At 64.3% G+C, this 19153-nt stretch carries 16 protein-coding genes; 6 read left to right on the top strand and 10 right to left on the bottom strand.

Annotated elements, in window-relative coordinates; translation table 11 throughout:
• Positions 1-44: 44 nt before the first annotated feature.
• Positions 45-1418: an MBL fold metallo-hydrolase RNA specificity domain-containing protein gene (locus DNK59_RS18355; RefSeq protein WP_110725448.1), complete on the top strand. Its 1374-nt coding sequence runs from the start codon at positions 45-47 to the stop codon at positions 1416-1418.
• On the opposite strand, the gene fnr is transcribed toward DNK59_RS18355, so the two are convergent.
• Positions 1415-2167 carry a fumarate/nitrate reduction transcriptional regulator Fnr gene (gene fnr / locus DNK59_RS18360; RefSeq protein WP_110725449.1) on the bottom strand — a complete coding sequence of 251 codons (753 nt, stop codon included), beginning with the start codon at positions 2165-2167 and terminating at the stop codon, positions 1415-1417. The two genes, DNK59_RS18355 and fnr, sit on opposite strands and share 4 nt — an antisense overlap.
• A 180-nt stretch (positions 2168-2347) precedes the next feature.
• Between fnr and DNK59_RS18365 the strand changes: the two genes are divergently transcribed.
• Both DNK59_RS18365 and DNK59_RS18370 read left to right on the top strand, forming a co-directional pair.
• Positions 2348-3757, top strand: a complete 1410-nt coding sequence (locus DNK59_RS18365) for a hypothetical protein (protein WP_110725450.1) — start codon at positions 2348-2350, stop codon at positions 3755-3757.
• 12 nt (positions 3758-3769) lie between these two features.
• Positions 3770-6049 carry a P-loop NTPase fold protein gene (locus tag DNK59_RS18370; protein ID WP_110725451.1) on the top strand — a complete coding sequence of 760 codons (2280 nt, stop codon included), beginning with the start codon at positions 3770-3772 and terminating at the stop codon, positions 6047-6049.
• A gap of 31 nt (positions 6050-6080) precedes the next feature.
• On the opposite strand, the gene DNK59_RS18375 is transcribed toward DNK59_RS18370, so the two are convergent.
• The 3 genes from DNK59_RS18375 to DNK59_RS18385 all read right to left on the bottom strand — a co-directional run bounded on the left by DNK59_RS18375 (position 6081) and on the right by DNK59_RS18385 (position 8568).
• Entirely contained in the window at positions 6081-6785 is a 705-nt protein-coding gene (locus DNK59_RS18375) for a peptidoglycan DD-metalloendopeptidase family protein (RefSeq protein WP_177431264.1), read from the bottom strand.
• Between the two features lie 176 nt (positions 6786-6961).
• Positions 6962-7498 (bottom strand): histidine phosphatase family protein, encoded by a 537-nt coding sequence (locus DNK59_RS18380; RefSeq protein ID WP_177431265.1) that lies wholly within the window; start codon positions 7496-7498, stop codon positions 6962-6964.
• 17 nt (positions 7499-7515) lie between these two features.
• Positions 7516-8568, bottom strand: a complete 1053-nt coding sequence (locus DNK59_RS18385; protein ID WP_110725498.1) for an SDR family oxidoreductase — start codon at positions 8566-8568, stop codon at positions 7516-7518.
• A gap of 180 nt (positions 8569-8748) precedes the next feature.
• Between DNK59_RS18385 and DNK59_RS18390 the strand changes: the two genes are divergently transcribed.
• Complete coding sequence (locus DNK59_RS18390) at positions 8749-9630, top strand: LysR family transcriptional regulator (protein WP_110725453.1); 882 nt, start codon at positions 8749-8751, stop codon at positions 9628-9630.
• A gap of 19 nt (positions 9631-9649) precedes the next feature.
• Here the strand turns inward: DNK59_RS18390 and DNK59_RS18395 are convergent, their stop codons facing one another.
• A complete protein-coding gene (locus DNK59_RS18395; RefSeq protein ID WP_110725454.1) occupies positions 9650-11653 on the bottom strand; it encodes a U32 family peptidase in 2004 nt (667 codons plus the stop codon).
• 123 nt (positions 11654-11776) lie between these two features.
• On the bottom strand, positions 11777-12157 hold the full coding sequence (locus DNK59_RS18400; RefSeq protein ID WP_060839208.1) for a RidA family protein: 381 nt from the start codon (positions 12155-12157) through the stop codon (positions 11777-11779).
• 215 nt (positions 12158-12372) lie between these two features.
• Here DNK59_RS18400 and DNK59_RS18405 point away from each other — a divergent pair, with 215 nt between their 5' ends.
• Positions 12373-15801, top strand: coding sequence for an NACHT domain-containing NTPase (locus DNK59_RS18405; protein ID WP_110725455.1), 3429 nt, complete (start codon positions 12373-12375; stop codon positions 15799-15801).
• 27 nt (positions 15802-15828) lie between these two features.
• On the opposite strand, the gene DNK59_RS18410 is transcribed toward DNK59_RS18405, so the two are convergent.
• Entirely contained in the window at positions 15829-16092 is a 264-nt protein-coding gene (locus tag DNK59_RS18410) for a hypothetical protein (protein WP_110725456.1), read from the bottom strand.
• 199 nt (positions 16093-16291) lie between these two features.
• Between DNK59_RS18410 and DNK59_RS18415 the strand changes: the two genes are divergently transcribed.
• Positions 16292-16633 carry a hypothetical protein gene (locus DNK59_RS18415; RefSeq protein WP_110725457.1) on the top strand — a complete coding sequence of 114 codons (342 nt, stop codon included), beginning with the start codon at positions 16292-16294 and terminating at the stop codon, positions 16631-16633.
• Between the two features lie 12 nt (positions 16634-16645).
• On the opposite strand, the gene DNK59_RS18420 is transcribed toward DNK59_RS18415, so the two are convergent.
• Genes DNK59_RS18420 through DNK59_RS18430 form a run of 3 tightly spaced genes read right to left on the bottom strand, consistent with a single transcriptional unit; the run spans position 16646 to position 19037 of the window.
• Complete coding sequence (locus tag DNK59_RS18420; protein WP_016964061.1) at positions 16646-16789, bottom strand: DUF2256 domain-containing protein; 144 nt, start codon at positions 16787-16789, stop codon at positions 16646-16648.
• Entirely contained in the window at positions 16786-18333 is a 1548-nt protein-coding gene (locus DNK59_RS18425; protein ID WP_110725458.1) for a cryptochrome/photolyase family protein, read from the bottom strand. Before DNK59_RS18425 ends, DNK59_RS18420 begins: the two co-directional genes overlap by 4 nt.
• Positions 18327-19037 (bottom strand): SDR family NAD(P)-dependent oxidoreductase, encoded by a 711-nt coding sequence (locus DNK59_RS18430; RefSeq protein WP_110725459.1) that lies wholly within the window; start codon positions 19035-19037, stop codon positions 18327-18329. Before DNK59_RS18430 ends, DNK59_RS18425 begins: the two co-directional genes overlap by 7 nt.
• Between the last annotated feature and the right edge of the window lie 116 nt (positions 19038-19153).

A 19153-nucleotide genomic window follows, 5' to 3' on the forward strand; every position in this document is an offset into this window, starting at 1 on the left:
GGCGGCGATGCCCCGGGACCTCGCCCGACACGAAGGAGATGGAGATGCGCCTGAGCTTTCTCGGTGCCGCCGGCACCGTCACCGGCAGTAAATACCTGTTGCAGCATGAGCACCGGCATGTGCTGGTGGACTGCGGACTGTTCCAGGGCTACAAGCAGCTGCGCCAGCACAACTGGGAAGCCTTCGGCCTGCCGCTGCGCGAGCTGGACGCCATAGTGCTGACCCATGCTCACCTGGATCACAGCGGCTACCTGCCGCTGCTGGTGCGCAATGGCTATCGCGGGCCGGTGTATGCCACGGCGGCCACCTGCGAGCTGGCGAAGATTCTGCTGCGCGACAGTGCGCGGCTGCAGGAAGAGGAGGCGGCCTATGCCAACCGGCATGGCTTCTCCAAGCACTCTCCGGCATTGCCGCTGTACACCGAGCGCGATGCCGAACAGGCCCTGAAACTCCTGCACCCGCTGCAATTGCACCACCGGGTGGAAGTGCTGCCGGGGCTGCACATCCAATTGCGCGGCGCCGGGCACATTCTCGGTGCCGCTACGGTCCAGGTCGACGCCGCGGGCATGAGCCTGGTGTTTTCCGGTGACCTGGGGCGCATGCAGGACCCGCTGATGTTCGCCCCCGAAAGCATCGAGCAAGCCGATTATCTGCTGGTGGAGTCGACCTACGGCGACCGCCTGCATCCTCGGGATGATCCCGAGCAGCAACTGGCCGATGTCATCAACCGCACCGCCGAGCGTGGCGGCATCACCCTGGTGCCGTCCTTTGCCGTGGGGCGCGCGCAGTTGCTGATGTACCACCTGTATCGCCTGCGCCAGCGCCAGGCGATCCCCGACTTGCCGATCTACCTCAACAGCCCCATGGCCACCGACACCACCCACCTGTACCAGCGCTTTCGCAGTGACCATCGACTGTCCCGGGAGGAGTGCGAAGGCATGTGCCATGTGGCGCACATCGTGCGCAGCACCCAGGAGTCCATGGCCCTGGACCAGCTCAAGAGCCCGGCGGTGATCATTGCCGCCAGCGGCATGGCCACCGGTGGCCGGGTGCTCTACCACCTCAAGGTGCTGGCGCCCGATCCGGCCAACAGCCTGCTGTTTCCCGGGTTTCAGGCCGGCGGCACCCGCGGCGCGCAGATCATCGCCGGCGCCGAGTCGGTGCGCATTCATGGCCGGGAGGTGCCGATCCGCGCCGAAGTCACGGCCATGCAGAACCTCTCGGCCCATGCCGACGCCGACGAACTCATGCAATGGCTGCGAGGCTTCAAGCGCCCGCCGAAACACGCCTATGTGGTCCACGGCGAGGCCAACGCCGCCGACACCTTGCGCCGGCGCATCAGCCTGGAACTGGGCTGGTCGGTGTCGGTGCCGGAGTACCGCGACAGCGTGGAGTTGCAGCCAGGCCCGGCGAGCTAGTCCCTGGCCGCGTTCTGGCAACCCGCGACCCGCCGCTTCAGGCCCTCCAGATCGAGGATTTCCACCTGCTTGCCGTTGATGGTCACCAGGCCCTGGTCCCGCAGGTGGGCAATGCCCCGGCACACGGTTTCCAGGCGCAGCCCCAGGTAGGAGCCGATTTCCTCGCGGCGCATGCGCAGGATAAAAGCCCGCGACGAATAGCCCCGCAGGCTCAGGCGCTGGGACAGATTGAGCAGAAAGGCCGCCAGGCGCTCGTCGGAGTTCATGTTGCCCATCAGCAGCAACATGCCGTGATCACGCACGATCTCCCGGCTGAGGATCCTGTTCAGGTTGTGCTGCAGCGAAGGCAGGGCCTGGGACAGGTGCTCCAGCTGGGCAAAGGGAATCGGGCAGACCTCGCAGTCCTCCAGGGCAAAGGCGCTGCAGGCATGCTGGTTGGTGCTAATGGCATCCAGGCCGAGAATCTCGCCGGCCATCTGGAACCCGGTGACCTGTTCACGGCCATCCACCGACAGCACGCAGGTCTTGAAGAACCCCAGGCGCACGGCGTACAGCGAATGCAAGGGGTCGCCGGCGTGATACAGCGCGTGGCCTTTCTTCACCTTCAGCCGTTGCAGGATCAAGGTGTCCAGGCACTCGACTTCCTGATGGCTGAGGCCGATGGGCAGGCACAACTCCTGCACGCTGCAACTTGAGCAGGCGGTTTTGAGGTGCTGCACCTGAATCGGACGGGTTTCGAGTGGTGGCATGGGGTGCTCGCATCCGTTGGGCCGGCTTGGGCGAAGGGGGAGGGCAAGCCTGGTGGTTAACTGTAGACCGCTGCGCCCTGTGGCGCCTGGCGCGTGTACGAAGTGATGAGATAAGGGGGGTGGCAATAGGCCACAAAGCATTTACAGTAAGCGCCCCCCACCCTCGTTCAAGGATTGACGATGCGCCCGACCGGATTCTGGACCCGCTGCCAAACCGCCTTGCTGACCAGTTGCCTACTGGGCCTGCCGTTGGCCGTTCTCAGCCTTGAGACTCAGGCCGCGGAGCCTGATTTCATCACCCTGGTGATCGAGAACGAAGGCGATTACCCCATCACGTTCGAGCCGCCTTTCCACGTCGATTCTTCGGATTTCGAGCGCAAATACCCGGTAAACGTGCCCAAATACGCCACCGCCAAGGGCCTGGAGCCCGGTCCCGTGGTGATCGGCGCGCGCCAGCAGGGGATGCTGGTGATGGCCTTGAGCAAACCGATGTTCAACTTCCTCGATATCCTCAACAAGGACTGGGGTTTCAACCTCAAGTTCTGCCAGGAGCGTGGGGCCTGTGACGAAGCCCGGCTCAGCGGGACCATCCGCTCCACCACCAGCTTCAACTGGAAGCAGTCGAACAACTTCAGCCAAGCCCAGGTCAGCGATATGACCAACGACGAGCTGGAGGCCTATGCCAAGACCAAGGCCGTGATCTCCGGCATTCTGACCACCCTGGGCAGCGTTCTCGGCCTGCCGATCGGTGCGGGTGGCATGATCGGTGGCCTGCCGGATGCGCAGAACTTCAAGGTGACCCTGAAGCAGCAATGCAATGCACGCTTTTCGATGAGCCTGGAGCCCTCGCTGGCGGCCAACGGCGATTTTCTCGTCGACTTGCGGGTCAACCGCGTGCTGCCCAGCGACATGAGCAATTTCAACGGTTTTGTCATCGACGACAACGCGGTGCTCAGCCAGGGCCTGCGCCTGGTGGAAAACGCCTGCCGCGACGGCCGGCAGGCCCAGTGCCTGATCCGGCTCAACGGCGGCACCGACATGAAGAACCTCAACACCACCGAGTTCAGCGTCACCGACCGCGCCGGCTGCAAGGCCGGTGACAAGCTGGCCTATTCCCAGGGCGCTTTCATGCTCAGCAACAAGGTCGGTTTCCCGGTGCGCTACACCCTGTTCATCAAGGACCGCATGGTCGACAACGGCGAAGTCTGGCCCGATCAGAACAAGGACCTGCGCCAGCTGGTGGGCCAGGTCATGGCCACCGTCGGCGATCAGGAATGCCCACAGGCCCAGGACCCCTGGATGGGCGGGCGGCGCATGGGCGTCTGCCCGTTGCGCCTGGAAGTCCAGGGCGATGGCGGCCCCGGGCTCAAGGGCAGCCTGCGTTGCAGCCTGTCCATGCGCCAGGGCACCGTGGGCGATCCGAATGCCGACCACATGAACCTCTACAGCCTGACCGGCTGTACCCCGGCCATGCCGGCGTCCATCAGCCCGGTGGCCGGCTTCTACCAGATGGACATCAAGCGCATGGTGCCGCTCAGCGGCATGTACAAGATGATTTCCATCGACCTGTTCAAGCCACAGCCGCAATAAGGACCTGAGCAGATGCCGGTGACACAGGCTTTTACCGCCCCGTGCGGGCACGATGCGGCGCTGACCCGACGCGACGACGACCTTCTGGATCGCTGGCCGGTGGCCAGGCTGGTGTATCGCATGATCACCGCGACGCCCCTGGGCTGGTCGACCCGGATCGGCCTGTACGGCCCGTGGGGCAGCGGCAAGACCAGCGTGCTGAATTTTTTGCAGCTCATAGCCGAGGAGGCAGGTGACATCGTTTTGCGTTTTCCAGCCTGGCAGGCCACAGGAGAGGAGGGGTTCATTGCTCAGTTCTACCTGCAATTGACTGCCGTACTGGAGCGCAAGGGGCTGTCCGAGCCCCTGCAGCCATGGTTGAAGCGCCTGAGCAAAAAGGTCACGGACACCCTGAACAAGGTGTCGAACTCCACTGCGCAGGCGACGCTTCCCGACTCCGTCGAGTACGCCTCGGTGATCAGTGCCGCGGCCCATGTTTCGGGCGTGGTCTTTGACAAACTCAGTGGGATGCTGCAGCTGGATGCAGAAGACCTGAAAGCGTTGCATGAACAGTTGGGAGAGAAGCGGGTGATCGTCTTTATCGACGACCTCGACCGGGCTGACCCCAAGCTCATTCCGCAGACACTATTAGCGCTGCGAGAGTTGCTCGACTGGCCGGATTTCGCGTTTGTCCTGGCTTTTGACAAGGAGGTGGTCAGCCGGGCGCTGCACGGCTACTCTGCGGCCTTCGGTGAGTCTGCCCAGGATTTTCTCGACAAGATCATTGATGTTCCCTTCACTTTGCCGTCGCCGACGCCCAAGCAAGTGCAAAAGATGGCAGCCAGTAATCTGGCGCGCAGTTGCAAGTTTCTCCCGCACCAGGCCATCGAGCAGTGCGCCTCGTGGTTTCCCGGCAATCCGCGCCACGCCAAGCGCATCTGCCGCAGCCTTTCAATCTTCAGCGCAGCGCACACTCGGCATGCTCAGGACGAGCTGGATTGGCGAGGAATCATCCTTCAGACGCTTTTACGCGAGAGCGAGCCGGGCATGGCGGAGTACTTCATGCAGAACGTCTCTGGAATCCTCAATGCGTTCGGGCCGCAGATGTTTAACTCCCCCAACGATGAAGAACGCAACCGACACCGGCAGCTTGCACTCGCCATGACGTCCCATGCCGTCAACAGCCCTCGGGCTGTCAGGGCGCTGGAGCTGTTTGAAGAAGTGACGAAGGCGCGGATTGATAGCCGCTCGTGGCAGGAAAAAATCAACTATGAAATGAGTCTCGCGGTGCTGGTACCGGCCTTTACCTTTCCGGAGTTCAGGCAATTCTTCGACTCCTGGCAGGAGCACAGGAACTCGCGGCTCATTGATGATTTTATCCGTAAGGCCGTGGAAGAAAGTGCTGAAGCCGAAGCACTGGTGGCTGCGGACATGCTCAAGGCCAGCACTATCCTCTATGCCCAGCTCTACAAGAAGGCAGTCTCGAACTACTCACGGGAGGCCTTTGAAAGCGCTTGTGCGGGCTGCAATGACTTGCTTGAGCTGATGGCGCTCTTGTACGGCGAAAAGATGGGCGAGCCTTTGGCTTCAGCTGCTCGCGACCCCGAGACTTGTCTTGCGGTGATCAGGACCTTCTTTGACGTTTCCACCGGGAATGACACCGCGCTTGAGCGGAACCTGCGTCAGCGTGAACGGGAACTGGCCTGTCGCATTGCGCAGCGTTGCAACGATCCAGATGCGATTTATCACCGAGCCCATGAACTTCAGAGTTACGTGACGCATGGCAGATACGACCCAGTGCTGCGCGAGGCTTATCTGGAAAGCATCAGTCGCTCGGTGATACCCGCGCTCATCAGTCGAGCCCTTGAACTGTTCTTCATGCCCAACGGTATCGCCAACGCCTTTCTCATGGGGGAATCGAAGTATCTCTGGGTACTGAACTCCATGGGATCCCCGCTGTATCAGACACCGAGTGCAGAACTGCAACTGGAGCAACTCATGCGGGGCCCGAGAGGTCCTGGGCAGCAGGCGCTGGTGGCCGAGAACGCAATGAGCTACCTGGCTAATTTCGGAGTGGAGCAGGAGGCACTCTTCCCGCCGGTACTTCAGTACTCGGCTCCGAGTCACGCCAGGTACATCGAGTTGGCTTGGGAAGCACTGATGCAGGTTGAGCCAAGAATACAGACGCTGGTCTACCTTGAGGAACTGCGTCAACGCTTGCTGCGCGCCGGCGTAGCAGCGGCATTGCTACCGACGCCCACCTGGTGGCGGGGGCGCGACGGGGATATTCGGCATGAGTTGCAAGGGTTCTGATCCCCATCTCTTGTGCTGAGTTACGCCCGATTCACCCCGGCGGCAACAACCGCAATGGGTCCACCGGTACACCGTTGGCGCGGATCTCGAAGTACAGCTGGGCCCGGTCGGTGTCCTGGGAGCCGGCTTCGGCGATCTTCTGGCCCTTGATCACCATCTGGCCTTCCTTGACCAGCAGCTTGCTGTTGTAGGCATAGGTGCTGGTGTAGGAGGGGCCATGCTGGAGAATCATCAGGTTGCCGTAGCCGCGCATGTAGCCGGCGAACGCCACCTTGCCGCCCAGGGTGGCCTGGATCGGCTGGCCTTCGGTGGTGGCGATGCGGATGCCCTGGTTGAGTTTGCCAGTGGGCGAGAAACGGCCGATCAGCACGCCGCGCAGCGGCCAGCTCCAGCCCTGCAGGGTGACCTTGGGCATGGGCGGGGCAGGCGGCGGGGCCTTGGCCTTGCTCTTGCCGGCGCCGCTGCGCGAGCTGCTGACCACCCGGGTGGTCTTGGTCGCGCCGCCCACCCGCAGTACCTGGCCGACTTCCACGGTATAGGGCGCCTTGAGGCCGTTGAGCCGCGCCACTTCCTTCCAGCTGGTGCCGTTGCGGCTGGCAATCGAGTACAGGGTGTCACCCCGCTTGACCCGGTATTCACCGGCCTTGAGCGGCGCATTGCCGCCAGGGCTGGAGGAATTGGAGCTGCAGGCCGATACCGCCAGCAGCAGTGCAATCAATAGAAGTCTCAGCAACACGCGGCAACCATTAAGTCCTGACCAAGTCCTGTAGCCCAAGCGGCCTGAGGCACACCGGGCAAGCCGGCAACTATACCCGTTTGCCGGACAACCGGCGCGCACTAGACAGTGTTCGGCGCCGTTAAATTCAATCAGGACTCGGGGCATGGCGGATTTCCCGGCCCGCCCCGGGCGGGCTATTGCCGCCGATAGACTGTCGCGCTCCAGTAGCGGCTGCCGTCGCTGTATTGGCGTTTCCAGCCGGCGGCGGCCAACTGCTTGCCGATCAGGCGGTTCATCCAGCCATGGCCGAGCAACAGCACCGGTTGTCTCCCGGCCAGGGACTGCAGTCGGCGGGCGGCGGCTGCGGCGCGCTGCCGGGCCGCAGCGGCCGATTCGACCTGTCCTGAATAACCGCACAACCAGAGGATTCTCAGGATCGCGGCCCAGGTAAAGGGGGACAGGCGTGGTCGTCTCCAGCGCCCGTAGGGCAGTTGTGCCTCGCTGAACACCGGGTCCACCAGGGCAGGTTGCCGTCCGAGCGCCTGGACGGATGCCAGGGCCCGTGGCGCGCTGCTGGAGACAATCACCCCGGCGCTGGCGGCCAGTTGCAGGCTGGAGGGCGGGGCGGGCTGGCCGTCGATGGCGGAGCGTTCGTAGTCGTGTATCCAGCCCTGCATGTCGAGGGCGGAAATTCTCCGGGTGGCAATACCCTGGGGGCGACCGTGACGCATGAGAATGATGGTGTTGTTCAACGGATTTCCATGTCCTTGTTGGCGTTGTCGCTTGAGGGGAACGCGGGGGCGTGATCCCGGTACCAGGCCAGGGTGTCGCCGATGGTGCGTTCCAGGGAACGGAAGTTCAGGTCGAGTTCCTGCTCGCTCTTGCTGGGATCGAAGTGGCTGCGATCCGCTTCCCGGAGCATCAGGCGCACGGTCGCCAGGCTCAGCAACACCGGCTTGCCGGTCAGGCGCGCATAGACCTCCTGCGCCACCGCCAGGGTATAGAGCAAGGGCACCGGCAGCGACCGCGTCGGCGTGCTGACCCCGGCGATACGCCCGATGATCGGCACCAGCTGGGCCATGGTCATGTGCCGGCCCGCCGCCAGGTAACGTTGGCCGCGGCGTCCGTAGCGGGCGGCGGCAATCTGCGCCAGGGCCACATCCCGGGCGTCGACCAGCGAGAAGCTGCCGGGAACCAGTCCCGGCAGGCGACCGCGCACCACGTCGATGAGCAATTGTCCGGCCGAGGTCGGCCCGATATCGCCAGGGCCCCACATCCAGCCGGGCAGGACCATGCATCCCTGCATCTGTGGATGGCTGTCGAGAAAGGCCAGCAGGACCTGATCGGCGAGAATCTTGCTGCGGTAATAGTCGTCCGCGCCCGCCGGGTCGCGCAGGCAGGTTTCATCGATCAGGCTGCCGGGCGCGCCATTGAGCACGGCAACCGACGAGGTATGCACCACACGGCGGATGCCGGCACTGTAGGCCCACTCCAGCAAGCGCTGAGTGCCCAGGACGTTGATCTTGTGCAACTGTTGCCAGTGGCTGCCGCCCTTGTAGTTGTCGCGAAAGAACGCCGCGGTATGAAACAGCGTGTCGCAGCCCTGCAACGCGGCGGCGAACCCGTCGATATCGGTCAGGTCGCCGACCACCAGCTCCAGGCCGCGCAGGGAACCGAACTGCTGTTCGCCCTTGGCTCTGGAGCGCACCAGGGCCTTGACCTTGCAGCCTCGGGCCAGCAGCTCGCGTACCAGGTTGTTGCCCAACAGGCCGGTGGCACCGGTGACGAAGGTGGAGCGCATTTCGGGGATCTGGTCGTTATCGGTGTTCATGTGTGCCGGGTGTTCAAGCGTACTGCTCATTCGGTCCGTTCCATGGGGAGACAAGGGCGCTAGATATACCCTGGCCGATACTCCTGAAAAATAGCGGGTGCTGCATAATGGCTTTGCGAATTTGCAAAGCGGTCGACAGGGAGGAGCGTTTTGGAAGCCAATTGGGATGATCTGCGCCTGTTGCTGGCGGTCTGGCGCCGGGGCAGTTTTCTACAGGCCGGCCAGCTGCTGGACGTGGCGCCGTCGACGGTGTCCCGACGGCTGAGCCAGCTGGAGGCGGCCCTGGGCGAGCCGTTGCTGGAGCGGGGCGTCGAAGGCTGCTGGTTGACCCCGCGGGGCCAGGCGCTGGTGGAGGTCGCCCTGGCGGCGGAGGCCGGGCTCAGGCGACAGCAGGCCCAGGGCAACTCGGGGATGCAGAGCGAGTTGCAGGGCAGCATCCTGGTCAGCGCCGGGGAGGGGTTTGCCTCCAGCGTGCTCGAAGCGGCCCGGCGCTTGACTGCGGCTTACCCTGGATGCTCGGTGGAATTGCAGGTGAGTGCCGAGTTTCACAAGCTGGCCCGCGGCGTCACGGATATCGCCGTGCGGACCGCGCATCTGGGTGAGCCGTCGCTGATCTACCGGGCCCTGGGCAAGATCGAATACGGGGTGTTCGCCAGCGCCGACCTGCTGCGCCGCTGCCCGGCCATCACCCCGGCCACGGCCACCACCATCGGCCTGCTGCCGCCCTTGGACAACCTGCCGCCAATACGCGCAGCCAGGGCCGCAGGCCTTGAGGGAAAGCAGATCAGGGTCAATTCGTTCACCGCGCAGGTCGAGGCGGTGCGCGAGGGGATGGGGGTGGCGGTGCTGCCGCGGCTATTGGCCGGGGATCTGCTGGAGGTGTTTGCGCCCATGACGTTTCCGGCGCTGGATGTCTATCTGGTGACCCGGCCACAGGCCCTGAAACAGGCCCACATCAGGCACTTTTTCGACTTGCTGGAGCAGGTGCTGATTAGGCGGCTCTCGGGTGCGGCAACCGGCGCAACCCCTTAGGATTGCGCCGGCCCGGCACTCAGTGCGGTGCGCGGGGAATGGTCTTGAGCAGGTCTTCGGGGCTGATGTGACCGACGACCGCTTCGGCGGCGGCGCTGCCCGGCAGCGGCAGGTCGAGGATATGGCCCTTGATCTTGCCCACCACGTGCATTTCGCAGGGCTTGCAGTCGAACTTCAGGGTCAGCACTTCGTCACCGTGCACCAGTTGCATCGGCGCCACCTTGGTGCGCACCCCGGTCACGCCCTTGGCCTGCTTGGGGCACAGGTTGAAGGAGAAGCGCAGGCAGTGCTTGGTGATCATCACCGGCACGTCGCCGTGTTCTTCGTGGGCCTCGAACGCCGCGTCGATCAGTTGCACGCCGTGGCGGTGGTAGAAGTCCCGGGCCTTTTGGTTGTAGACGTTGGCCAAAAACGACAGGTGCGACTCCGGGTACACCGGCGGCGGGTTGCTCTCGGCCTTGCGCCCGCCCCGTGGATGAGCGGCGATGCGGGCCGCGTCCAGGGCTTCGATGACTTCCCGGCGCAGGGCCTTGAGCTGGGAGTTGGGGATGAAGTAGGCCTTTGGCGCATCCAGCTTGATGCTGGTGGCGTGGTAATGGGTGGTGCCCAATTGCCCGAGCAGATCCTGCAGTTGCCCCAGGGCCTGCTCCGGTTTGTTGGCCACGCCGAACGGGCCGGCCAGGGTGACGCTGGCGCTGATGCCTTCTTCGCTGGTGGCGGTCAGTTCCAACTGCTCTTCGCGCAGGGTGGCCAGCCAGGACAGGCCAATGCGCCGTTCGGCGGAGGTGCGGGTCAGGGCCTGTTGCCAGTTGTGATCGAGGTTGCGGCTCAGCGGATGGTTGGGACGCAGGCGCTGCAGGGCTTCGGGCATTTCGTTGGGCTCGACCCGGTAGCGGTAGCGCTTCTCGCCGTCTTCTTCGAACTCGCCACGGGCTTCGGCGATATTGGCGCGGAAACCCACCACTTCACGCTTGACCAGCAGGTTGAGGCCGTCGCCATTGGACAGCGGCTCGAAGGTCACCACTTGCAGGTCGCGCTTGCCGACCTTTTCCACGGTGCCTACCGGCAGGCCGGTGAAGGTCGGCGAGTCGAAGGCGCCGATGTCGATCTTGCGCTCGCTGACGAAATAGTCGGTGCTGCCACGGTGGAAGGTCTTGTCCGGATCGGGGACGAAGAAGTGCGCGGTGCGGCCGCTGGAGGCGCGGGCCAGGTCCGGGCGGTCTTCGAGCACGGCGTCCAGGCGCTGGCGGTAGTAGGCCGTTATGTTCTTCACGTAGGCCATGTCCTTGTAGCGCCCTTCGATCTTGAACGAGCGCACGCCGGCTTCCACCAGGGCGCGGATGTTGGCGCTCTGGTTGTTGTCCTTCATCGACAGCAGGTGCTTCTCGTAGGCGATCACCCCACCGTGCTCGTCTTTCAGGGTGTAGGGCAGGCGGCAGGCCTGGGAGCAGTCGCCACGGTTGGCGCTGCGCCCGGTCTGGGCGTGGGAAATGTTGCACTGCCCGGAAAACGCCACGCACAGCGCGCCATGAATGAAGAATTCGATGGCCGCGTCGGTTTCGGCGGCGATGGCGCTGATTTCCTTGAGGTTCAGCTCACGCGCCAGTACCAGCTGGGAGAAGCCCGCCTGGTCGAGGAACTTGGCCCGTTCCAGGGTACGGATATCGGTCTGGGTGCTGGCGTGCAGCTCGATGGGCGGAATATCCAGCTCCATCACCCCCAGGTCCTGGACGATCAACGCATCGACACCGGCGTCGTACAACTGGTGGATCAGCTTGCGCGCCGGCTCCAGCTCGTTGTCGTGGAGGATGGTATTGAGGGTGGTGAACACCCGGGCGTGATAGCGGCGGGCGAACTCCACCAGCTGGGCGATCTCGCCCACCTCGTTGCTGGCGTTGTGGCGGGCGCCGAAGCTCGGGCCACCGATGTACACCGCGTCGGCGCCGTGCAGGATGGCTTCACGGGCGATGGCCACGTCGCGGGCAGGGCTGAGCAGTTCCAGGTGATGTTTGGGCAAGGACATGTTTTTTTAGTCAGGCTTATCAGGGTCAAGGCGCGCATTGTAGCGGCGAAACGCGTGCCCGGCACCCGTGTGCTGCCCGGTGGCGGCCACGCGTTGCGCGCAGCCGCGAATAAACCCGCGGCGTCAGGCCTTGGCGGCCATCGCAGTGACTTCCACGCGCATGCCTTCCACTGCCAGGGCGGCCACGCCCACCGCGGCGCGCACCGGCCAGGGCTTGGCGAAGAAACGCTGGTAGACCTCGTTGAACGCGGCGCGATCGGCCATGTCGGTGAGGTAGATGGTCAGGTGCATGACCCGGTCCATGGAACTGCCGGCGCGCTCCAGAGCGACTTTCAACGCCTGCAGGGTGCATTCGCTCTGCAGGGTGATGTCCCCCAGTTCCAGGCTGCCGTCGGCGCGTGTGGGGATCTGGGTGGAAACCAGGATGCCGTTGAACGCGGCAACGTCGGAGGAAATGGAGTCGGCGTCCGGGTCGGGGGTGAAGATGAGGTCTGGCTGGGTCATGGGGAGCTCTTGTGTCCAAGGGTTCAAAAAGCCATGGAGTATAGGGGCGGCCCTGCGTCCTTGTCTGCGCCAAAGCACCGCCTGTGGGGACGCTGCTGCAGGCCGTGCGCTTGTTCGGGTTACATTGCCGCGACTTGCCGCTACTCTTTGCAGCCGCGCCGCAGGCTGGCCAGTGCGGCGCTCGACGATTCATTTATCCAGGTAAGGAACAGGCTTTGACTGATCGCATGGTGTTGACGGCTGATGGCAGCGTTGGCGCGTTTTCCACCTTTGAGTCCGTGACTTGCCTGGTGCTGCTGGGCGATCCCGGAGCTGGCAAGAGTCATCTGTTCGAGCACTGGGCCGAGCAGGCCGGCGGCCGGGCCCTGTCGCTGCGCAGCTTCCTGTTGCGCGATCCGGCGCTGATCGCCGAGGGCAGCACCTTGTTCATCGACGCCCTGGATGAGCATCGTGCGCAGTATGGCGACCGGCCCGCCTTCGACGACCTGATTCGCCACCTCGGGCGCTTGCCGCCGTGCCGGGTGCGCATTGCCTGTCGCAGTGCCGACTGGGCGGGGCTCAACGACCTGAAGCTGTTGTCCAGCTGCTTTCCGGGAAAGGGCCAGGTGCAAGAGCTGCACTTGCTGGCGCTCAGTGAAGAGGAACAGCAGCAGGTCCTGGAGCAGCATGGCGGCACGCCAAAGGACTTTCTGCAGCAGGCGCGGCTGCGCGGCCTGGGAGAGATGCTCGGCAACCCGCTGACCTTGCTGATGCTGGCCCGGGTGGTTGCCCAGGATCACTGGCCGCTGACCCGCAGGGAACTGTTCGAGCGTTCCAGCGTGCTGTTGCTGGACGAGCTCAATGCCGCACACCGTGATGACCGCCAGCCCCACGCGCAACTCTCGGAACAGCAGATGCTGGAGGCGGCAGGCCTGTTGTGCGCCTTGCGCCTGCTGGCTGATATCGACGGTTTCAGCACTGACGAGCGCGACGACCGACGCTATCCGCCCCTGCGCAAGTTGCATGCATTCGGCACTGCTGCGCTGCGTGCGGCCCTGGCCAGCCGGGTCTTTACCTCGACCCGCGAACCCGGGGTGTTCGACTACGGCCACAAGGCCAGCGCCGAGTACCTGGCGGCGCGCTATCTCGCCGGGCAGTTCCATGCCGGGTTGCCGTTAAGCAGAATTCGCCTGTTGCTCTGTGTCGAGGGCAAGCCGGCCTCGTACCTGCGCGGCGTGCATGCCTGGCTGGCGGTATTTCTCGGGGCGCAGGTCAGCCCGTTCATCGAGGCGGACCCTTACGGAGTCCTGGTCTATGGCGACGCTGCCTCGCTGAGCGTGCAGAGCAAGATCCAGTTGCTGCAGGCGCTGGCCACGCTGGCGCTGGCCGATCCCTGGTTTCGTGGCCAGGAGGCTCCGGCATTGAACCTTGCGGGCTTCACCGAGCCGGGGCTGGAGCCCTGTTTTCAACGCCTGTTGTTCGACCCGAACCTGCCTCACGAGCTGCGCATGCTGCTCTTGGACCTGTTACGCGCCGGCCAGCCACTACCGGCGATGTTGCTGCCGTTGACTCAACTGCTGGCCGCTCCGGGCACTCATCTGAACGAGCGCGCCTACGCCGCGCACGCCTTATCGCGCTGGGGGGAGGAGGGAACTCAGGTGGTGCGCCAGGTTTATCCGGACCTGGTGGGCGACAAGCACGCCAGGAGCCTGTGTGGCTACATCCTCAGTCACCGCCTGGCAGGCCAGATCCACTATGGCCAGCTGCTGGAGCTGTACCGACAGGGCGCCGATGCCCCTGGTACCGCCCACCCTTCGCTGGTGCGCTGGAGCTTGCATGAGGTGGTGGCCGAGTCGGAGATGAGCGCTTGCCTGGATGGCATGGTCGAGCTGTGGCAGCAAAGCGTTGAGGAAAGCGCCAGGGGCGAGGTGCTCAGGTTCGTCCTGTGCTTGCTGGTGCGTTATCTCGGCACCGTGGCCGTGCTGGACGAGCCCCGACTGTTTCAGTGGCTGGCGTTTATCAATGCCGGCGTAGTCGATCCGCATCCGTGGCTGTTCAATGGTCTGCGCGAGGCGCTGCAGCTGCGTCCGGAAACGCCCTGGGGCCTGCTGGACAGGGCCGCCAGCCATCCCGGGCTGGAGGGCTGCGGGTTTCTTGAGGAATCGGCGCCCAGCGAGGACGAGCCACAGGCCGAGGCGCAGGAGAGCGGCTATCCGTGCCCCGAGCAATATCAAGCCGCGGTTGCAGCGCTGCGCCAGCAACTGGAAGACGCAGAGGCGCCGCTCATCTGTGACGCTTTTCTGTTGGGGTTCGTGATCTTCGACTGTATCGAACGGGAGACTCTGGCCGGGCAGGCCTGGTTCTCAGCCTTTCGCCAAGCGCAGTATGCGGACTACATCGATTGCATCGTCCTGCACTTTCTACTGCTGCCGGACCGTTTCAGGCAGCGCAGTTGCCTGTCATGGAAATCCACCCGGCAGATTGCCTTGGCGGACAAGCTCGATGTGGTCTTCAAGGTCCTCAATAGCGCCGAGTCGCTGGACAAGACAGCTTTGTACGATGTGGTCCGACCGTTCTGCCTTCACCTCGACCTGCAGCGCTTTGGCCCCTGCATCAGTCAACTGCTGAGCAGCGGTGCAGGCCTGGAACATCAGGCCTTCATCATCACCCAGGGGCTGTTGCTGTCGCTGGAGCAGTTCGCTCCGGTGCTGCAAGCCAGCGATACCGCCACCCGCAATGAGGTGGTCTGGTACCTGCGCGACCTGACCGGGCTGGTGCGCGGATTCGACGGCCCCATGGATCTGTCCGCCGAGCAGGCAGTGTGTTTCTGCGGCCTGGTCGCCGATCAATACCCGGCCAAGCCGCTGGCATTCGATTGGTTTGCCGTCAGCAACACCGGGGCCGAGGACGCCGATGAGTTCCTGGCCGGCCTGATCAGTTATCTGGCGAGCAAGACCTGTGACGACTCCCGACGCCATCTGCAGACCCTGCAAGGTCATCCGCGACTGGCCTCGTGGCGTCCCTACCTGAACCACGCGCTGCTGCTCAACGACGCTCGGCGGCGTGACGCCCGGCACATCCGGCATGGCTGGGCGCAGGTGGCGCAGGTCTTGAACAACGGCGTGCCCGGCACTATCGAGCAAATGCAGGCGCTGGTGCTGGATGAGTTGCAAGGAATCGCCGGCCTGCTGCGCGGCAACCTCGACGTGCACAAGTTTTTCTGGAACGAGGTCAAGGGCCGGATCAGCACGCCCAAATGGGAGGAAAGCTGCCGTGACGTGCTGCTGAGCCTGCTGCGCCCGCGACTGGAGGCACGCCACATCACCGCCGAACCCGAGGCGCACATGGCCGATGAAAAACGCGTGGATATCGCGGTGCAAAGCGGGCCCATCAAGCTGGTGATCGAGCTCAAGCGCAGTTCACACAAGGACGTCTGGAGTGCGATTCAGGATCAGTTGATTGCGCTCTACACCCCCGATCCCGGAGCCCGTGGCCACGGCATCTACGCTGTGTTCTGGCATGGACCGCGGGCCAAGGTCCGCGCCGGTCCCGGGGGCGTGGTGCCGCAGAGCGCGGAGCAGATGCTGAGCCTGCTCCAGGCCTGCGTCCCCGAGCCGCAGCGGCCGTACATCAAGGTCTTTGTGCTGGATGTCTCGGGGCGCTGAGGGCTGAACGGGGCGGCCTAGCGGCGCTCAATCAGCTTCGGCGGCGTCCTGCACAGGGCTCAACCAGGTCGCCAGCACCCGCCGGTCCAGCTCTTCCCAGTCGGCCATGCCCAGCACCCGGGTGGTGTTCAAGCCGCGCAGGTAGCCGCGCAACTGGTAGGCCACCGCCTGCTGCAGTTGTGGATCGGCGCCGGAGTCGCCCAGCACGCTTTCGTACTCGATCAGGTAGTCGGCCACCCGGTCGCGAAATTCGGGCAGGACGGCATCACGGATAAGGTCAAAAGTTCGCACGCGAGAATCCCTTTTAGTTGTAGTTGGACTGCCGGGCAGTCTGCCCGGAGGGCAACTATTGGTTCAAGTAATAGTGACAATCAAAAAACAGCTATTTTGCTGGATGCACTAACCGTGGAAAATCGCCGCCATCGATAGCGCCCGCCAGATTCAACCCGTGGCGCCCTGTACCCGCGTTCTTGACTCCAGGATTTGTCCGATGCGCCTTTTACCCCTGTTTGCCATGACGTCTGCCGCTCTGGTGCTGGCCGGCTGTGCCTCCGCGCCGAACGATCCGAGCCTGGTCATGCAGACCCGCAAGACACCCGCCCAATACGCCGATTGCGTGATCCCCAAGCTGCAGAGCAGCGACCAGACCGCTACTGTTTCGCAGTCGCAGCGCGGCTACCGGATCGTGGTCACCAGCAAGGTGGCCGCGGACAACGTACTGGAAGCCTTCAAGGCCCCCAACGGCGGCAAGGTGTTCCTCTATGAGCGGCATTTGCTGGCCTCCAGCTTTGCCCCGTCGCATTTCGAAAAGGCCGCGCAAGACTGCCTGTAACCAGCCCAGGACTCATGGCTTGCTGGCGCGGGCGCTGCGCCGACAGCGTTCGGAACACCAGCGCACTTCATCCCAGCAACGGGCCCAGCGTTTGCGCCAGGTGAAGGGCCGGCCGCAGGCGGCGCAGTCCTTGCGCGGCAAGTCGGATTTCTTCAAAGACTCTCTCCTGCGTCCAGGCGCGCCAGCAACTCCTCGCCCCGTTGCCAGATGGCGTCCCGGCGTGGGGCGTCCATGCGCTGCAGGTTGCGGTAGGTGAGGGCCAGCCGCGGATTGCCGCCCAACTGCTCCTGGTGGCGGATCAGGAAATGCCAGTACAGGGCGTTGAACGGGCAGGCATCGCTGCCGCTGGCCTGGTCCACCCGGTAACGGCAGTTGCCGCAGTGGTCGGACATCCGCTGGATATAGCGGCCGCTGGCGCAGTAGGGCTTGGAGCCCAGGTAGCCGCCGTCGGCGTGCATCACCATGCCCAGGGTGTTGGGCAGCTCGACCCAATCGAAGGCATCCAGGTAGACCGCCAGGTACCAGTCGCAGATGGCCTTGGGGGCGATGCCGGCCAACAGGGCGAAATTGCCGGTGACCATCAACCGCTGGATATGGTGGGCATAGCCCAGCTCCAGGGTCTGGCCGATGGCCTGGGCCATGCAGCGCATGTCGGTGGCGCCGTTCCAGTAGAACTCCGGCAGGGCCCGGGTATTGCCCAGGCCGTTGAGCTCGGCGTATTCCGGCATGCGCAGCCAGTAGATCCCGCGGACATATTCGCGCCAGCCGATCAGTTGGCGGATGAACCCCTCTGCGGCATTCAGCGCCACCCGGTTCTCGCGGTAGGCGCGCTCGACGTCGGCGCAGAGCTGGCGCACATCCAGCAGGCCGATATTCAGCGCGGCGCTGATCCGCGCGTGAAACAGAAAGGGCTCGCCCTCGGCCATGGCGTCCTGGTAATCGCCGAAGGCGGCCAGGGAAAAGTCCAGGAAGTGCTGCCACAGTTGCTGCGCCTGCTCGTGGGTCACCGGATAGTCGAAGCCTGCCAGGTCACCGTAGTGATCGCTGAAGCGCTGGCCCACCAGCTGCAGCACGTCGCGGGTGATGGCGTCCTGGCCGAAGCGCGCTGCAAAGGGGCCGCGCAGGCCCCGGGGCAGGGCCTTGCGGTTGTCGGCATCGAGGTTCCAGGTGCCGCCGCAGGGGCGCCCGTCGGGTTCCAGCAGCAGGCCGCTTTGCTTGCGCATCTCGCGGTAGAAGTATTCCATGCGCAACGACGTCCGCCCGGCCGCCCAACGGCGGAACGCTTCCCGGGAACACAGGAAGCGCCGGTCCTCATGAAAGGTCAGGGGCAGGCCAGCATCGCGCAGGGCCTGTTCCAGTCGCCATTCTCCGCATTCGGTGACATGCAGCTGCGTTGCGCCGAGTGCCGCCTGCCAGCGTCGCAGCTCGCCGGGCAGGCTGCCGCTGTTGTCGGGGTCGTCCAACTGGACATAGATCACCCGCCAGCCTTGCTCGCGCAGGCGCGCGGCAAAGTGGCGCATGGCGCTGAAGATCAGCAGGATTTTCTGTGGATGATGCCGGACATAACGTGCCTCGCTGTCAACTTCGGCCATCAGCAGCGTGTCGCGGGCCGGGTACAGGACCTTGAGCACCTCCAGGTCGAACGACAACTGGTCGCCCAGCACCAGCCCCAGTCGGCCGCCAAAGCCGGCAGTTACCATGGCAGACGCTCGCCGTCGTAGGCGAAGAACTGGCCGCTGTCGGCGGCGCTCAGGCGGTCGATCAGTGCCAGCAACTCCCGGGCCGCAACGCTGGCCGGCCGCGCCGCCGCGGAGCCGCGGAACGGTTGCGACAGCTCAGACACCACCGTGCCGGGATGCAGGCTGAGCAGGCGCGCGCCGGGCCGGGTTCGCGCCAGCTCGATGGCCGCGGTCTTGACCAGCATGTTCAGCGCGGCCTTGGAAGCGCGATAGGCGTACCAGCCGCCCAGGCGGTTGTCGCCGATGCTGCCGACCTTGGCCGACAGCAGCGCCATCGCACCCTGGGGCGCCAGCAAGGGCAGAAAGTGCCGCATGACCAGGGCCGGGCCCAGGGCGTTGACCTGGAACACCGCCTTGAGTGCTTGATCTTCAAGGGCGGCGTAGGTTTTTTCCGGCTTGATATCGGCGCGATGCAGCAGGCCGGCGGCATGCACGATCAGTTGGTAGGGCGCCTCACCCGCCAATTCGGCGGCGGCCGCGGCAATGCTTTCGGGCCGTTCAAGGTCGATCCCGGGAAGCGTGCGGCGGGACAGGGCGCGTACCCCCACACAGTGCGGGTCTTCTTCGAGCCACTGGCAAAAGGCCGAACCCAGGGCGCCGCTGGCGCCAATCACCAGTGCACGGTAGCCCGCACCCAGGGACTGCATGTTCAAGGTATTGCTCATTGTGTTTTACCCACCGATCAACGTGGCAGCGAGCCCGAATCCCTGCTCACAGCGTGAAAATCCATGGGTAATATTTGTACATAAAATTTGATTTTGTACAGGTTATTTGCAGTATT

Origin of the sequence: Pseudomonas sp. TKO26 (genome assembly GCF_003225665.1) — a bacterium.
In the GTDB taxonomy this organism is placed as follows: domain Bacteria; phylum Pseudomonadota; class Gammaproteobacteria; order Pseudomonadales; family Pseudomonadaceae; genus Aquipseudomonas; species Aquipseudomonas saponiphila.

What these genes read in the sequence shown, in the direction of transcription:
- DNK59_RS18355 (WP_110725448.1), top strand. Translation starts at nt 45, where the DNA reads ATGCGCCTGAGCTTTCTCGGTGCCGCCGGCACCGTCACCGGCAGTAAA.
- fnr (WP_110725449.1), bottom strand. Translation starts at nt 2,167, where the DNA reads ATGCCACCACTCGAAACCCGTCCGATTCAGGTGCAGCACCTCAAAACC.
- DNK59_RS18365 (WP_110725450.1), top strand. Translation starts at nt 2,348, where the DNA reads ATGCGCCCGACCGGATTCTGGACCCGCTGCCAAACCGCCTTGCTGACC.
- DNK59_RS18370 (WP_110725451.1), top strand. Translation starts at nt 3,770, where the DNA reads ATGCCGGTGACACAGGCTTTTACCGCCCCGTGCGGGCACGATGCGGCG.
- DNK59_RS18380 (WP_177431265.1), bottom strand. Translation starts at nt 7,498, where the DNA reads ATGCGTCACGGTCGCCCCCAGGGTATTGCCACCCGGAGAATTTCCGCC.
- DNK59_RS18385 (WP_110725498.1), bottom strand. Translation starts at nt 8,568, where the DNA reads ATGCGCTCCACCTTCGTCACCGGTGCCACCGGCCTGTTGGGCAACAAC.
- DNK59_RS18395 (WP_110725454.1), bottom strand. Translation starts at nt 11,653, where the DNA reads ATGTCCTTGCCCAAACATCACCTGGAACTGCTCAGCCCTGCCCGCGAC.
- DNK59_RS18400 (WP_060839208.1), bottom strand. Translation starts at nt 12,157, where the DNA reads ATGACCCAGCCAGACCTCATCTTCACCCCCGACCCGGACGCCGACTCC.
- DNK59_RS18415 (WP_110725457.1), top strand. Translation starts at nt 16,292, where the DNA reads ATGCGCCTTTTACCCCTGTTTGCCATGACGTCTGCCGCTCTGGTGCTG.
- DNK59_RS18425 (WP_110725458.1), bottom strand. Translation starts at nt 18,333, where the DNA reads ATGGTAACTGCCGGCTTTGGCGGCCGACTGGGGCTGGTGCTGGGCGAC.
- DNK59_RS18430 (WP_110725459.1), bottom strand. Translation starts at nt 19,037, where the DNA reads ATGAGCAATACCTTGAACATGCAGTCCCTGGGTGCGGGCTACCGTGCA.